This is a genomic window from Priestia sp. JNUCC 25, assembly GCF_053667915.1.
In genome coordinates this window covers 1,905,833-1,922,142 of sequence record NZ_CM132211.1, presented here as the reverse complement: position 1 = coordinate 1,922,142, position 16,310 = coordinate 1,905,833, and the positions used below count along the sequence as shown (strand labels likewise).

General features: G+C 39.3%; 14 protein-coding genes. 2 read left to right on the top strand and 12 right to left on the bottom strand.

Going from position 1 to position 16,310, the window contains the following annotated elements:
- Positions 1-39 precede the first annotated feature (39 nt).
- The 5 genes from JNUCC25_RS09720 to JNUCC25_RS09700 all read right to left on the bottom strand — a co-directional run bounded on the left by JNUCC25_RS09720 (position 40) and on the right by JNUCC25_RS09700 (position 6,877).
- Positions 40-1,917: a sigma-54-dependent Fis family transcriptional regulator gene (locus JNUCC25_RS09720; RefSeq protein ID WP_029321224.1), complete on the bottom strand. Its 1,878-nt coding sequence runs from the start codon at positions 1,915-1,917 to the stop codon at positions 40-42.
- 265 nt (positions 1,918-2,182) lie between these two features.
- Positions 2,183-3,562, bottom strand: coding sequence for a dihydrolipoyl dehydrogenase (gene lpdA, locus JNUCC25_RS09715; protein ID WP_454223218.1), 1,380 nt, complete (start codon positions 3,560-3,562; stop codon positions 2,183-2,185).
- A 15-nt stretch (positions 3,563-3,577) separates the two neighbouring features.
- A complete protein-coding gene (locus JNUCC25_RS09710) occupies positions 3,578-4,807 on the bottom strand; it encodes a dihydrolipoamide acetyltransferase family protein (protein WP_029321221.1) in 1,230 nt (409 codons plus the stop codon).
- Between the two features lie 24 nt (positions 4,808-4,831).
- On the bottom strand, positions 4,832-5,866 hold the full coding sequence (locus tag JNUCC25_RS09705; RefSeq protein WP_029321219.1) for an alpha-ketoacid dehydrogenase subunit beta: 1,035 nt from the start codon (positions 5,864-5,866) through the stop codon (positions 4,832-4,834).
- 18 nt (positions 5,867-5,884) lie between these two features.
- The gene (locus JNUCC25_RS09700; RefSeq protein WP_035438909.1) at positions 5,885-6,877 is read right to left on the bottom strand and encodes a thiamine pyrophosphate-dependent dehydrogenase E1 component subunit alpha; all 993 of its coding nucleotides are present in this window, start codon (positions 6,875-6,877) and stop codon (positions 5,885-5,887) included.
- A 474-nt stretch (positions 6,878-7,351) separates the two neighbouring features.
- Here JNUCC25_RS09700 and JNUCC25_RS09695 point away from each other — a divergent pair, with 474 nt between their 5' ends.
- Positions 7,352-8,686 (top strand): ArsB/NhaD family transporter, encoded by a 1,335-nt coding sequence (locus JNUCC25_RS09695; RefSeq protein ID WP_013056582.1) that lies wholly within the window; start codon positions 7,352-7,354, stop codon positions 8,684-8,686.
- Between the two features lie 79 nt (positions 8,687-8,765).
- Here the strand turns inward: JNUCC25_RS09695 and JNUCC25_RS09690 are convergent, their stop codons facing one another.
- From JNUCC25_RS09690 to JNUCC25_RS09680, 3 genes are all read right to left on the bottom strand, one after another.
- A complete protein-coding gene (locus tag JNUCC25_RS09690) occupies positions 8,766-10,142 on the bottom strand; it encodes an NCS2 family permease (RefSeq protein ID WP_029321214.1) in 1,377 nt (458 codons plus the stop codon).
- Positions 10,143-10,397: 255 nt separating this feature from the next.
- Positions 10,398-10,724: a Na-translocating system protein MpsC family protein gene (locus tag JNUCC25_RS09685; protein ID WP_013056580.1), complete on the bottom strand. Its 327-nt coding sequence runs from the start codon at positions 10,722-10,724 to the stop codon at positions 10,398-10,400.
- 37 nt (positions 10,725-10,761) lie between these two features.
- Positions 10,762-12,198, bottom strand: coding sequence for an NAD(P)-binding domain-containing protein (locus JNUCC25_RS09680; protein ID WP_029321212.1), 1,437 nt, complete (start codon positions 12,196-12,198; stop codon positions 10,762-10,764).
- A gap of 390 nt (positions 12,199-12,588) precedes the next feature.
- On the opposite strand from JNUCC25_RS09680, the gene JNUCC25_RS09675 reads away from it, so the two are divergent.
- Positions 12,589-13,491 carry a COX15/CtaA family protein gene (locus JNUCC25_RS09675; protein ID WP_013056578.1) on the top strand — a complete coding sequence of 301 codons (903 nt, stop codon included), beginning with the start codon at positions 12,589-12,591 and terminating at the stop codon, positions 13,489-13,491.
- A 47-nt stretch (positions 13,492-13,538) separates the two neighbouring features.
- Here the strand turns inward: JNUCC25_RS09675 and JNUCC25_RS09670 are convergent, their stop codons facing one another.
- From JNUCC25_RS09670 to cyoC, 4 genes are all read right to left on the bottom strand, one after another.
- Positions 13,539-14,423, bottom strand: coding sequence for an SDR family oxidoreductase (locus tag JNUCC25_RS09670; RefSeq protein WP_454223214.1), 885 nt, complete (start codon positions 14,421-14,423; stop codon positions 13,539-13,541).
- A gap of 347 nt (positions 14,424-14,770) precedes the next feature.
- A complete protein-coding gene (locus JNUCC25_RS09665; RefSeq protein WP_029321208.1) occupies positions 14,771-15,265 on the bottom strand; it encodes a universal stress protein in 495 nt (164 codons plus the stop codon).
- Positions 15,266-15,412: 147 nt separating this feature from the next.
- Complete coding sequence (gene cyoD, locus JNUCC25_RS09660) at positions 15,413-15,709, bottom strand: cytochrome o ubiquinol oxidase subunit IV (RefSeq protein WP_454223212.1); 297 nt, start codon at positions 15,707-15,709, stop codon at positions 15,413-15,415.
- Positions 15,710-16,309, bottom strand: coding sequence for a cytochrome o ubiquinol oxidase subunit III (gene cyoC / locus JNUCC25_RS09655; protein ID WP_064471578.1), 600 nt, complete (start codon positions 16,307-16,309; stop codon positions 15,710-15,712). It lies immediately after the preceding gene.
- Position 16,310 lies beyond the last annotated feature (1 nt).

The window sequence follows — 16,310 nt, the reverse complement described above, 5'->3', positions numbered from 1 at the left end:
TCCTTATTTAAAAATTTAAAACAGCTAAAAACTCTTTGCTTACAAATTGAATCTTTTTAATCTGTTATAAAATGTACTTCTTGGTATATCTAACAGCTTAGCGGCAAGTGACACATTTCCCTGCGTTTTACGTAAAGCATCCATCATTAAGTCTTTTTGAACTTTTTCACGAAATGTGAGTGCGGGTAAGGACGTAAAATCATTTTCTTCTATTTCTTGTGAAGTATCAAAGTGGGAGATGCTCTTCTGACCGCCAAGATTTAAAGAACTTAAATAATTCAATATCCTCTCTTTTTCTGTTTCTGTTTTAAGCGAGATCTTCAAGCGTTCAAGTACATTAAATAATTCTCGAATATTGCCGGGCCACTGATAATCTATTAATTTATCTACTAACTCTTTGGAGAAATTCATATTCCAAGCATTCTTTTGACAAAAGTAGCGCATCAGATGTGGAATATCTTCTTTCCTTTCTCGCAAAGGCGGAACATGCACAGGATACACGTGAAGCCGGTAATATAAATCTTCTCGAAACTTCCCTTCACTGACAAGTTGACGAAGATCTCGATGAGTAGCGGTAATAATCCGGATGTCTACCGGAATTTCCTGATTGCTTCCAACAGGCGTTACCTTGCGCTCTTGCAATACTCTTAACAAAGAAACTTGCATAGAATGAGGAAGTTCACCTATTTCATCAAGAAAAATCGTACCGTGATTAGCCTGCTCAAACTTTCCTTGATATCCTTGACGCCGTGCTCCTGTAAACGCTCCTTCTACATAGCCAAATAATTCACTTTCCATAAGTTCCTTCGGAATAGCACCACAATTAAGAGCAATAAAAGGCCCGTTTTTACGCGAGCTGTTTTCATGAATTGTTTGAGCTATTACTTCTTTTCCAGTACCTGTTTCCCCTAAAATATAGACCGTTGTATCCGTAGGAGCCGCATGCTTTATTTCTTCTAGTGTTTGCTGAAAGGAACGGCTTATGCCTGCTTCTCCTTTAAAAGAAAATGATTGAGCAGGGATCTGTGTAGTTGTTTGGTTATGGTGCGCTTCTTCTGATAGATAAATAATCTTTCCAATAGAATGACCGTGTCTCTTTGAAATGACAGGCACTTCCATCACTATACGAAATCCCTGTTGTACAATCGTATTTAACTGCAGGCCTGACCATTTTGGTATACATTCCCGAACGGTTTTGCTTGCTCCTACAATCACTTCTTTGTAATTGCAAAGAAGCAAGAGCTGTTTGCTATCAACAAAATTCATAGAAGCGTGAACCAACTCAATTTCGTCTTTGTGCATTCGAATGCTTAACTCCCGCTCAATTGTATAAGCAATGGACGTAACCATTCCAAGTGTATAAGGGTGAGCTCTGTTTACAGGACAAGAAATATTAATAATCCCAATTAAATTTCCGTCGTCATTTCGAACAGGCGCCGCCGAACAGCTCCATTGATGCGAAGCAATCGAATAATGTTCTGTACCCGTTATCATAATGGGCTCTTCCGTTTGCAGAGCCGTACCGATTGCATTTGTGCCTACTTCTTTTTCTGTCCAACAGGCACCTTCCACAAAATTAATTTTCCTTGCTTCATTCAGTGTAAGTCTATTTCCTGTAATAGATAAAATATAGCCTTCTGGGTCAATTAATAAAGCAACCATTCCTAAGTCCGCCGCTGATTGTCTGATTCTTTCTAAGTGCGGCAAAGCCGTCTCAAGAAATAAAGAGTTCATTTGTTTTCGAGAATGAAAAGCTTCGTTTTTTAATATCGATCTGCCTTTATCTAGGTAAGGATTAACATCTGCGCTTTTACAGCGGTGCCACGATTTTACAATGATGTCGTTTAACCTTGAAGATTCAAGTGCTCCTTCGTTTACAAAACGTTTCCATGTGTTTAAAGAAAGTGTGGATTCCATTTCTTACCTCTCCCCTATAAACTTAATTGAATATAGTAAATCAAGGCTTGTTACTATTATTATAAATCACAAAGAAAACGTTATCATTACCAAAGAGAGATTCTTAAACTTACGTTATGTAAAAATTAATAGAAAAACTAGACGAGGATGCAGGAAAAATCCTATCCCTCTTACATGATTCCTTCATCCTCTAGTTTATCTTTTTAAGCCCTTCATTTTTATTTTTCATTCTTAAAGGGCTTAATCACTTAGGGCATTTGTATAGTTAAGAGTGAACGGCCTGACCCGCTGACTGCAAAAGAGCTTCGTGAATGGCTTCAGATAATGTAGGGTGAGCAGCGATAAAGTCTTCCATTATATCTGTGGTCAACTCTCCGTGCATCATAATGGTTCCTTGTCCAATTAATTCTGTAGCATGTGAACCTACAATGGAAAGCCCAATAATTTCATTAAACTGCGGTTCTACGATTACTTTCACTTTTCCAACGGACTCATTGGCAATCATCGCTTTGCCGTTTGCCGTAAACGAGAATTCTCCGACGCGAATATCGCCGTATTCGCTTCGAGCCTGCTTTTCTGTCATACCGACACTTGCAATTTCAGGGTGGGTATAGATACAGCGGGGTACAGCTCGATAATTTACGCTCTTATCTTTTCCGCATGCGTGTAAAGCAGCAACTGTGCCTTCATGAAAGGCGACATGAGCAAGCTGAATTCCGCCAACTACATCTCCACAAGCATAGATGTTAGGTATATTCGTTTGCATATGCTCATTAATATCAATTCCTTGTTTCGAAAAATGTACGCCAACCTGTTCTAAACCCAAACCTAGCACTCTAGGTTTTCTTCCAATTGAAATTAATGCATACTCAGCTTGCAGTTCATGCAGCTCCTCTTTATGTTTAAATAGAGCTGTTTTATCTTCTGGCTGCATTTCTGTTAACGAAGAGGATGTATAAATTGCTACGCCTTTTTTCTCTAATTCTTCCTGTAACGTAAATGCGATGTCGGCATCTTCACCAGGAAGCAGCTGATCTGCCGCTTCCACAATCGTTACTGTTGTTCCCATTTGGCTGTAAATGCTTGCAAATTCACATCCAATTACACCCCCTCCTACTATTAGAAGAGTTGAAGGGATAGCAGGCAGCGACATTGCTTGTTTACTGTGAATGATCCACTTTCCATCAAAAGGAGCAAATGGCAGGCTAGCGGGTTCTGAACCCGCAGCAATAATAAACTGTTCAGCCTCTATCTCTTCTACGTGATTTTCGTTTCGCACAGATAGACGATGATTTGTCAAAAAAGAAGCTTCTCCTTTTATGACTTTAATACTGTTCTTTTTCATCAAATAGCCAATTCCCCTGACCAAGTTTTTAACAATAGCTGTTTTATGATGCTGAACGCCATCCCAGTTAATTTTCACTTGTTCTAAAGGAATAGTGATACCGAATTGCTCAGCTTTCTTAATTTTCTCATAGGCTTCCGCGCTTGCTAATAGCGACTTTGTTGGCATACAGCCCTCATTTAAACAGGTTCCACCTAAATCTTTTTGTTCGATTAACGTAACTTGTTTTCCTTGCCGAGCGGCAGTGATTGCCGCCACATATCCTGCTGGACCGCCGCCAATCACAACTAAAGGTTTCACGGAATGCACCCCTTTCTATAAGAGTAGTAAAATAGGCTGTTCTAAGTATTGTTTAATAGTTCCAAGGAAATTAGCTGCAGGTGCTCCGTCCAGTACGCGATGATCAAACGTCAGGCTTAAAGGCAGCAAGTTTCTTTTTTGTAATTCGTCTCCTTTATACATCGGTACATCTTCAGTAGCTCCAACACCAAGAATTCCTGTTTCAGGCGGGTTTAATACAGGTGTAAAATACTCTACTCCGTAAGCACCGAGATTAGTAATAGTGAATGTAGAACCTTGCATTCTATCAGTGCTCAGCTGACCTTGCCGAGCATCTGCTGCTCGTGTTTTGATCTCTGTAGCTAATTCAACTAACGACATCTTTTCAGCATGCTGCATAACTGGAACAACTAACCCATTTTCTAAAGCTACGGCCATTCCAAGATGAACATGGTTATAGAGTTGAATTTCGTTATCAATATAGGCACTGTTCATTTGTTTGTGTTCTTGAAGTGAAAGAACAACAGCGCGAGCAATAAAATCAGTTAGAGATATCTTCACCTTATGGCGTTGCTGGGTCACATCTTTAATTTCTCGTTGAAGAGACAGCAAATCCGTCACGTCAGCTTTCATATTAATCGTTAATTGGGCACTGTTTAATAAACTGTTATGCATTCGACTTGCAATGACTTTCCTCATGCCCGCTACTGGAAGCGTTTCTTTGTTTATAGCGGGGTTATCTCTTTCTACCGTTTGGTGACTCGATTCTGAAGCTCTTTCCGCCAGCACTTTCTCTACATCTGCTTTGGTGATTCTTCCTTTTGGTCCTGTGCCTTGAATCGTTTCAATATTAATGTTTTCAGATTCTGCTATTTTCCGTGCAATTGGTGAAATGCGCACAGTTTCTTTATTCTTTTTTGATGAAGCTGTGTTTGCTGGTGGCTCTTCTAAAGAGATAGCAGCCGCTACCTCGTTTTTAGGCGCTTGCAGCTCATTTGCTGAACGGTTCTGCTCAGTGAGCTGCTCGTTTGGCTTTCCAACATAACAGATAATCGTTCCAGGAGGCACTCCTACATCTTCTTGTACAAGAATATCAAGAATCACACCGTCCTGCGGCGCTTCAATATCCATTTCGATTTTTTCAGAATTAATGCTTGCAATCATATCTCCTTTTGAAACGGAGTCTCCAACTTTTTTGTTCCACGTCGAAACGGTTCCTTCTTTCATTGCCATACCTAGTTTTGGCATTACAACCTCTGCAGCCATTTGCTTCCTCCTCCTTTTCTTTAATTACACGCTTAGAAGCGATTTATCTCCTAGTAACTCCGATACAACTTCAATTACTTTTTGCGGGGTTGGCAGATAAATATCTTCTAATGGAGGCGAAAACGGCACAGGTGTATGTGGTGCTGTAATTCGTTTAATAGGTGCATCAAGCATGTCAAATCCTTTATCAGCAACTAGCGCAGCAATATCTGTTGCTATGCTGCATCTTGGATTGGCTTCATCAATGACAATTAATCGATTCGTTTTTTCTACAGACGAAAGAATGGTCTCTTCATCAAAAGGTGATAGACTTCGCGGATCGACTACTTCTACGTCAATTCCCTTGTGAGATAATTGATCTGCTGCCGCAAGTGCAGTATTTACTTGTTTTCCAATTGCTACAATGGTTAAATCTGTTCCTTCGCGTTTCACGTCAGCTTTCCCTAACGGAATCGTATAGTAGCCTTCAGGAACCTCTCCTTTCATGTTGTACAATGTTTTGTCTTCAAAAAAGATAACCGGATCATTGTCTTCGATTGCTGCTAACAATAACCCTTTTGCATCGTAAGGGTTAGAAGGCACTACTACTTTAATGCCAGGAATGCTAGTAAATAAGGCGTACAAGCTCTGAGAATGCTGAGCTGCAGCCCTAAATCCAGCTCCATGGGTTGTCCGAATCGTGACGGGCACTTCAGCTTTTCCTCCAAACATGTATCTAAATTTTGCGCCTTGATTCAGCACTTGATCTAAACAGCAGCCAATAAAGTCATTAAACATTAATTCTGCAACCGGCCTTAACCCTGTAGCTGCAGCTCCCATTGCAGCTCCTATATAAGCTGCTTCTGAAATAGGCGTATCAAGAATTCGTTCACGTCCAAATTCTTGTACAAGTCCCTTCGTAACTCCAAGGACCCCGCCCCACGCCTCATCATCTTGCAGGTGGTCAATTTCCGCTCCGCCAGCTACGTCTTCTCCCAAAAGAACCACATTCTCATCTTTTCGCATCGCTAGTTTCATAGCTTCGTTAATAGCTTCAGACATGCTTAATTTTCTAGTCATTTTCTTTTCCCCCTTTAATTAATAAGATACATAAACATCCGTTAATAGTTCCGAAGCATCAGGATAATCGCTTGTTTCTGCTAGCTCAACTGCGTGTTTTACTGCTTTTTCTACTTCACCATCAATATCTCTAAGCTCTTGTTCTGTTACTACTTGTTCTGAAAGCAAGTAATTTTCAAAAAGAGCGATAGCATCTTTTTCCTGGAGATGTTCTTTCTTTTCATTTCCTGATTTATACGTTTGTGCGTCACCTTCAAAATGTCCGTAATTTCGATACGTTACACATTCAATTAACGTTGGACCTTCCCCTCTGCGGGCTCGTTGAATAGCTTCTGCAGCTGCTTCATAAACTGCCATCACATCTTTCCCATCTACCCTTACCCCTGGAATGTTATAAGATGCGGCACGGTCTGCAATCGCACTGCAGCTCGAAGCATAAGAAAATGGAGTTGCCTCTCCGTAGCCATTATTTTCAGCAACAAAAACAACCGGCAGTTTCCAAATGGCTGCTAAGTTAATTCCTTCATGAAACGTCCCTTCATTGCCTGCTCCGTCTCCAAAAAAGCAAACGCTTACATCTTTTGTCTTTTTATACTTAGCAGTTAAAGCAGAACCGCATGCAAGCGGAAATCCTCCTCCTACAATTCCATTTGCTCCTAAAATTCCTTTATCTAAATCCGCGATATGCATGGATCCGCCTTTTCCTTTGCCTAACCCCGTTACCTTTCCAAAAAGCTCCGCCATCATGCCATCTAAATCGCCGCCTTTAGCAATACAATGGCCGTGTCCGCGATGAGTGCTCGTAATACTGTCACTGTCATTAAGATGAGCGCACATTCCAACCGCTACCGCTTCTTCACCTGCATACAGATGAACAAAACCAGGCAGTACCCCTTTTGCGAAAATTTGATGTACTTCATCTTCAAACTTTCGAATTTCTACCATTTTCTGATACATCCAGCTGGCTTTTTCTTTCGTAAGCTTTTCTGTTTTGTTTTGAGCAGTTTTCATTATGGTAAGCCTCCTCATTTGATTATCAAACTTCACTTAACTACTATTGCAAGTACCGTGCCAATAGTAAAATCGCTTCATACTAGCAATCTATTGTTGTATTTGGCCTCATAAAGTTAGACAAAATTGGACACTGTTCCAACTTTGTCTAACTTTGTCCAATCTTAGAGGAAACAATTATGTAAACTGAATTTAAGGTGCATAATAAGCGTGCGAGATGAAAATCGCATTGAATAATCAACAAGAAAGCTTTTATATAAATATGATATAATGCTGAAGGAATCGTCTTCATTTTGAAGAATACTAAAGCTCCTAAAGGAGGTTGGTTAAAGCAAAACAGGCTTTATATAAGTTTTACCGTAAAGTTGGATGTAAATTAAACGATGAAAGATGAGGTGAAAACCTGGAAAACATCCAAAGTTTTTGTCATCTACACTTCGTGATGTCTAGATGACATATCGCCAGGTTACTGTTATGCACAATGCAATTCAACACATTACAAGTTTTCATGTATACGCAGCCATTATTATATTTATCATTACATATTTTTTGATTATGACTGAAAAGATCAATCGCGCTTCGGCAGCTCTTTTAGGTGCTATATTGATGATTTTGTTAGGTATTGTTGACTTTAATAAGGCCATTATGGAACACATTCAGTGGGAAACGATTGTCCTTCTTATGGGTATGATGATTTTAGTCGGCATTACAAACAAAACAGGCGTGTTTCAATACGCAGCCATCAAGTCTGCTAAAATCGCTAAAGGTGATCCTGTTCGAATTCTAGTTATTTTATCAATCTTAACAGGCGTCGGATCAGCATTTTTAGACAACGTAACAACCGTGTTATTAATTGTTCCCGTTACATTTTCCATCACTACTATTTTGAATATTAATCCTTTTCCCTTTCTTATATCAGAAGTGCTGTTTTCAAATATTGGAGGAACGGCAACTTTAATAGGCGACCCGCCTAATATTATGATTGGGGCAGCGAACCCTCATCTTGATTTTAACGCTTTTTTATTAAATTTAGCTCCTGCAGTACTAATTATCGGTGTTGTTACACTAGGAATTCTTGTTCTTATCTATCGTAAAAAGTTAAAAGTAGAAGATAGTAAAAAGCAAGAGCTAATGAGTTTAAATGAAAAAGATTATATTCAAGATTCCGTTTTAATGAAAAAATCGTTAACTGTATTAGTCTTAACGATTCTAGGTTTTACCCTGCATTCCGTTTTACATATTGATGCCGCTATGGTAGCTATTACAGGTGCAGCTGTATTATTGGTAATTGGATTAAGAACTCATGATGAAGTAGAAAGTGCGTTTGATTCTGTTGAATGGACAACCATTATTTTCTTTGCTGGTTTGTTTATTCTTGTCGGGGGATTAATCGATGTAGGCATCATTAAAAAGCTGGCTGCAGGCGCGTTAAACGTTACAGACGGCAATATCGCACTGTCAGCTTATCTCATTTTGTGGATTAGCGGAATTGCATCAGCTGTTATTGACAACATTCCTTTTGTTGCTACAATGATTCCGCTTATTCAAGATATGGCTCATGGAATGGGAATGAGCCCTGATTCTGCTCAAATCAGTGTACTATGGTGGTCATTAGCTCTAGGGGCATGTTTGGGAGGAAACGGTACGTTAATTGGAGCATCTGCCAACGTCATTGTAGCTGGCATGGCTGTAAAAAAAGGACATAAATTTTCATTTATGGATTTCTTGAAAATTGGAGCTCCAATCACACTCGTATCTCTTTTGATTTCAACGTTATATATCTTCCTTCGCTATCTTTTATTTCTGTAAGGGAAGAAAAATTAGAATCTACGCGAACAGTAAAAAAGACTTCTCAGCTGAGAAGTCTTTTTTACTGTAAATACATGCCTCAAGCAGCCCAGACGAAGTTGATAATAAAAGCGGCGCTAATGATGTACATAATCCAGTGAATTTCCTTCGCCTTGCCTGCTAACAGTTTAACGAATGTATAAGATAAAAACCCTAGCGCTAAGCCTTCGCCGATACTAAACGTTAACGGCATCAAAATGATGGTACAAAAAGCAGGCACAGCATCTGTTATCTCGTCTAAAGGAATGTTTTTGATTTCTGTTAACATGAGAGCTCCAACCATAATTAAAATAGGCGCTGTAGCAAAAGCAGGAATAATGCTAATTAATGGCGTAAATAAAATGCTCACTAAAAACAACATGGCAACGACCAGTGCTTTAAGGCCCGTTTTGCCTCCTTCTGCAATTCCCGCAGCATTTTCTACATACGCGTTCATTGCGGTAGATCCCATAGCAGCACTGGCTACAGTCGCAAGAGAATCTGCCATAAGCGCTTTATCTAACCCTTTAATTTTTCCTTTTTCATCCATTAATCCAGCTTTTTTAGATAATCCAATCATCGATCCTAAATTATCAAATAGCTCCACAAGTGTAAATGAAAAAATAATAGAGAAAAGACCGTAATGAAGAGCAGATTTAATATCCATTTGTAAAAAAGTTTCCGATATGCTCGGCATTGAAAACGACACCACGCTGCTGATGCTTTTAGGTGCTTCTACTATGCCCAGCACCATCCCGGCAATTGATACTAGCAAAATGCTAATCAGGGCAGCTCCTTTAATTTTTCGAGCGGTTAATACAGTTACCGCGATAAAACCTAATAAAGCAAGTAATGGGCCCGGTTTTGTAAGCTGACCAAGGGCTACTAAATTTTCTTTGTTGCTTACAATAATTCCTGCTTGCTTAAAACCGATAAAAGCAATAAATAGACCGATTCCAACAGAAATAGCACTTTTTAAAATAGCGGGTATCCCTTCAATAATCTTCTTGCGTAAGCCTGTTATGGTTAAAATAAAAAATACAACCCCTGAAATAAATACGGCTCCTAAACCTGTTTGCCACGTTAACCCTTCACCCAATACCACTGTATACGTAAAAAAAGCGTTTAGCCCCATTCCTGGTGCTACTGCAATAGGCATGTTCGCCCATAATGCAAACAAAAGAGTTGCAAAGACAGTGGCAAAAATCGTCGCCGCAATTGCCGCTTCTTTGGGAATGCCTGCATCTGCTAAAATCGTCGGATTAACAAAGATAATATAGCTCATCGTCACAAAAGTAGTAATTCCAGCAAGAATTTCTGTTTTTACATCTGTTTTGCGTTCGGTTAAATGAAACAGCTTATCCAACCATGAAGGGTTAGGTGCTGATTTTTTTATTAGTTCCATATGCTGAGTTTCAACTTTTTCATTTATCGCCACTTGCTTTTCACTCCTTTAATTTTCGATTCAGCTTCTTTTCACTCGCTTTTACAACTCCTCTATAAAACAGTGTGTTTTTAACCATTTCCCCTCTCTTTTTTATGAAAATATCTATAAAAAGAGCCGTGAAAACAGAAGGGAATCCTTCTATCTTCACGGCTCTTTGCTTCTGTAAACAGAAGATAAGCATCCGTCTTTTACGTGTTTTGCACAACAAACGATTTCATCGAACGTTTTGCAATTTATATAGAGAAGTTATTTAAAGCAAATAACCGTACAAGAATTCTCTGTAACAGGATCATAGTCTCTAAATAAAGAAGTGACCTGGATATCAAATAAAAGCTCCACTTTTTGCTTTAGCATTTTTTTATATTTAGTCGACAAAGCGGCATCAAGAGACATCACTAATTCTCTATATTCTTCACTAAGTGCTTCTAGTGCCGGCATTCTTTTTGATTGAGCTAGTATAAGGATTTTATTATCAATAATATCTATTTTTTGAGTATTCACGCCTACATTAAAAATTTCTTGGCTAATTTGAGTATACAAAGTAGCTATCTTCTTTTTAGAGATCGGCTCCATATGCTTCACCTTTTTCATTGTTAAAAATATGTTTTTGCTATATTGTTTTCGCTTGATTATTGTCCTTTGACCAGCTGCCGACAAATTCAGGCTCATCATAGTCAAAGAAATTGGTTAAATTCTCATGGCGATTATCAATAAAAAGCTGATTGGCGACTTCTGAGACGAGCTTTGGTATCGCATATTTTAGCCCTGAAAGAGCGGATGCAGAAATTCCACAGCTAATTAAAGCGGAATAATTAAAAGCAAAAAGGCCATATACCATTTTTTGACCTTCCCTATTACGACTTAAAAAAGCAAAGCCGTTACTAAGGTAAGGATGGGCATCCAATACTGGGTTGGCAATTTCATGCGGTGCTTTGTAATGATCGTTCCAGCGGGCGATGTGTTTTTCAACAAGTTGCAATTCTGGACGCAGAGCCGGATCTGTTAGAAGTCCGGTGCTAATAATTAAATAGTCAAACGTAAACGTTCCCTGAGGAGTGGTTACAACTGCTTTGTTCTGTTTTTCCTCGACGTCGAGCCATGGGGCATGTACGTGCAAATGAAAACCTGGCCATGAGGAAGCGCGTCCAAATGTATCATTCGTAGGCGGCTGATTGTATTCGAAAAAATGAGCCATCACTTCATATTTTTCAGCATCTGATAGAGCATGGAAACGTTCAATCATTCCTGAAGCTTCCATTTGTCTGATTGGATTAATACGGGGAAGTTCTTTTCGTCGAACAAATACATGAGCTTCAGCAACCCCTTCAGAAAGCGCATAGTTGGCGTTATCAAACGCGGAAGCTCCTCCTCCTAAAACAGCTACTTTTTTGTTCTTCAACGTAGTAAAATCAATGGTTTGTGAAGTGTGAGAGTAAAGATGAGACGGCAATTTTTCAGAAATCATAGATGGAACATGCCATTCTCCTCCTCCTTGAATTCCTGTAGCTAGTATAACTTTACGTGCCATCAGTGTAGGGCACACGGCTCCATTCCCTTCAATATGCAAGCGATGGATACCTGTTTCTGCAGGCTCAATTAACGTTAATTTTATTTCATTTGCCACAGGAAGGTTAAGAATGTTCCGGTACCAGCGCAAATAATTCATCCAGTCTCCTCTTGGGATTTTGTCAAGAGCTTCCCAGCCTTCTGAGCCGAATTGTGCTTCCCACCACGCTTGAAACGTAAGTGAAGGCATACCTAAATCGATAGACGTTAAGTTTTTGGGCGTTCTTAGCGTAATCATTCGCGCGTACGTTTCCCACGGACCTTCTAAACCCGAACGGTTTTCATCAATAACAAGAATATTCGACACGCGTTCTCGCAGCAAGCCAAAGGCCGTTCCTAAACCGCTTTGACCTCCTCCAATAATGATTACATCGTATACGTGTCCGCTCTTAGGGATAATTGGCTGTACCTCTGTTGGTTTCCTGAAGGAAAGGTAAGAAAGATCGGTTTCTACTCTTTTATTTAAAGCTTCTAAGCTCATCGTTATCTCTCCTTTCAATAAAGTTTCTCCGTGATAAAAGTTTATTTTATACCTAACACAAAATGATAGGTTTTATAACATCATTTAATTTATATTTATATTATCACTTTTGGAATATGATTGTATCTCCATTCTCTCTAAAGTTTTTTTTGCAAATTGTATAAAATCACTAATATATTTTTTTTATATCTTATGTATGGAAGCATATTTACATCGTTTAAAAGGAAAAAACCATTACAAAGTTTAAGGAAGAAAGCTTTTCTGACATAAATTTTAAGGTAAACATGTGCGAGTTTGTGACAGTTATTTGTTAATTACGCTCTACTACTTGACTATCGTATTCATCAAATCTATAGTCATAATTAGTAACTCAGCAAAGGGAGTCAACGTATGAGAAATTTATTTAAAATAACAGCTATATTTACAACGATTGTTATGTTTATTTTAATGATTGCCGGCAGTCTGGTCACAACCACAGGATCTGGATTAGGATGTGGAAACGAGTGGCCGCTGTGTAACGGGCAGTTAATACCCGAATACGCGGTAGCAACAATGATTGAATATACGCATCGTTTGATTACCGCATTTGCAGGTCTTCTCGTTTTAGCATTTTCTATTTGGGCTTGGATTCGTTACCGCAGAAACCGTGAAGTGAAAATTTTAGCGATTATGAGTATTGCATTTATCGTTATTGAGTCATTACTCGGGGCTTCTGCAGTTATTTGGCCTCAGTCAGCTGAAGCGCTAGCGCTTCATTTCGGTCTTTCGCTTATTGCGTTTACCGGCGTATTTTTACTTTCAATGTTTGTTATTCAAAAGGACCGTTCGGATCATTTTATTAAAGGAGCGGTTACAGGCAAATTTAAATGGCTCGCATGGTTTACGCTTCTGTTTACTTACTGCGATATTTATTTAGGGGCATATGTGCGTCACAAAGGTGCAAGCTTAGCATGTACAAGCTTTCCTGCTTGTTATGGCAATACGCTTATTCCAAAACTTTCAGGAACAACAGGTATTCATTTTGCCCACCGATTTGCTGCTCTTGTGCTGTTTGTTCTTATCATTTGGATTATGGTATCTGCCATCAAACAGTATAAAGAAACCCGCCGTGATATTTATTACGCGTCCATCATTGCGGTTGCTTTAACCATTGCTCAAATATTCAGCGGTATCTTTGTTGTCATGTCTCGTTTAAATGTCTTTGCTACACTGTCTCACTCGGCATTTATTACAGCGTTATTCGCTACGCTTAGCTACATTTGTGTACAGACTTTAAAAGGTAAAAGACGATAAAACCAAAAAAACACGTGCAGTTCATAACTGCACGTGTTTTTTTTGAGTTAAGCTAGTTCTATCCCGCCTGTAATCCCGTAAACTTGAGCTGTTACGTAGCTTGCATCCGTTGAAGCTAAAAATACGTATACATTTGCTAACTCTACCGGCTGACCAGCACGCTGCAAAGGTGTATCTTGTCCAAAGCCTGGAATAGCGTCGCTTGGCTGCCCTCCAGAAATTTGCAGCGGCGTCCAGATAGGTCCTGGAGCAACGGAGTTGACGCGAATACCTTTTGGAGCTAATTGCTTGGCTAGTCCGCGAGTGAATCCGTTAATGGCAAACTTTGTAGCTGCATAGTCTAATAAATTAGGACTTGGGCTATAGCCTTGTACAGAACTTGTTGTAATAATAGAAGCACCTGCCGGTAAATAAGGCAGCGCTGCTTTTACGGTCCAATATAAAGAGAATACATTTACTTCAAAGGTTTTGCGCAGTTGGTCCGTTTCTAAATCAGCAATATCTTCTACCGCCTGCTGTTTGCCAGCTACGAGCGCTAGAACATCTAAACCATCTAATTCTTTATAAGCTTTTTCTACTAGCTCTTTGCAAAAAGATTCTTCGCCTACATCACCAGGTATGAGAACGGCTTTTCTTCCTTCTGCTTCAATAAGCTTTTGTACTTCTTCTGCATCTGCTTGCTCTTGTGGCAAGTAATTAAGCGCAACGTCTGCACCTTCTCTTGCGTAAGCGATCGCTGCTGCCCGGCCAATACCTGAATCTCCACCCGTCACAAGAGCTTTTCTGCCTTTTAATTTACCTGCACCTATGTAACTGTTTTCCCCGCAGTTCGGGATGACGTTCATTTTTTTCTGTACACCGGGCGGTTCTTGATACTGTTTTGGATAGTCTTCATGGAAATATTGAGTTAATGGATTATTTAGTTTTGACATATTCGTCACTCCTTTATGAATGAATCCTTAACCAACTAAGGAAAAGTTTTCTATACACTTGTTCTTCCCGTCCTCTTCTTTAGTAAACATGTTTGATGTGCTCTATTATCCTCACTTTTCTTTCGTTACCCTTCCCCTTCAATCAACAGCTAAAAACAGCTGCATACATGAAACCTACGTTCACCATCACAATAAAAAAATCCCAACGAGTCGAATTCTCTATTAAGAATTCGATTCCTCGTTCGGATCTTCTTTCAACTAGAATACATTTATCCCCCCTCTTTAAATAAATGGTGAGAGCTTTGTATTTTGCTGTGAACAATAAGCTTTCTTTCTCTTCTGTCCTGCTACTCTGTTAGTTCCACTTGTAAAGGCTTTGATTCTTCTTCGGCTTCTTTAGGAGTGCGAACGATTAACACATCACATTTGGCATAGCGTAAAATATGTTGAGATACGCTTCCGATTAAAATGCGCTCTACGGCGTTTAACCCCGTCGCACCGCATACAATTAAATCAACGTGCTTATCGGGAGCAATTTTTTTAGATATTTTTGTTTTAGGGGAGCCGTGTTCAATTAATGTCTCGACTTTCGTTACTCCAGCTTTGATGGCTAGGTTGCTATAGTTGGTCAAAAGTTCTTCAGCAAATTTCTCTGCATCTTGAAAGCGTGTATCCGTATAGAATGCATAAGGTGATGGACTTAACGCCTGTATGTCGATAACGTGACAAACTATCAAATAAGCGTTATTTTTTTTCGCACTGTTAACTGCTTTTTTAAATGCCCACTCTGCTTCTACAGAACCGTCTACTGCTACGAGGATGTTACGATAAGCCATATTCATCATAATCTCTCCTTTGTCTTTCGTTTATAAAGAACTTTCCTTGCTACACTTTTATTTTACTTCTTACGCAAACGAAAGTATGTGATTTTTATCACAAAGTAGAGAAATTAATAAAAATGGAGCCGTGTGTAGTGCACGGCTCCATTTTTATTGAACTTGAGAGTTAAAAGTCATTATCCAAATCGACCCTGCTACAATCGTAATAACAAAAACGATTCCAAGTATTAAAGCCATCACATTATAACGGGGCTTCTCTCCGTCTTTAATATGCATGAAGAAAAACAGTTGAATGAAAAATTGAAGCACGGCCATTCCTAGAATACTAGCTAGTAATATATTTTTAGCAAATACATGGTTTAATACGAGCATCGGAGGAATAACGGTTAAAATAATCGAGAAAATAAATCCGATTGTATAAGCTTTTAACGACCCATGGTTCTCCATCTACATCACCCCCATTAAATACACAACCGTGTAAAGGAAGATCCAGACAGCATCAAGAAAATGCCAGTATAAGCTGATAATCGTCACTTTTCGCTTTGTTACAGAGGTAATTCCGTATCGTTTTAATTGGATTGTAATTGAAATCATCCAAATGATGCCGACAGAAACGTGCAGCCCGTGCGTACTAACTAGCGTATAGAAAGCTGTAAAAAATGCGCTGGTGGAAATGGTTGCTCCTTCATGAACCATTGTTTGAAATTCATGAATTTCAAGGCCAACAAAGCACATACCTAAAAGCAGAGTTACGATTAGCCAGCCAATTAAAGGCTTTATTTTTCCCTTGTGCATGCTCAGCACAGCTAATCCGCTCGTAAAGCTGCTCGTTAATAAGATAAACGTTTCAGAAACAAATCCTGGAACTCCAAAAAATTCCTTTCCTGTAAGGCCACCCGCAGTATGATTAACAAGAACGGCATAGGTCGCAAATAATGCTCCAAATAAGATGCAGTCCGTTACGAGGAAAAGCCAAAAACCCATAACTGTGATTCCTTTATCATGTTCGTCATGATGTTCTTCGTGGTGCGCTGTCGCATAAGCCATG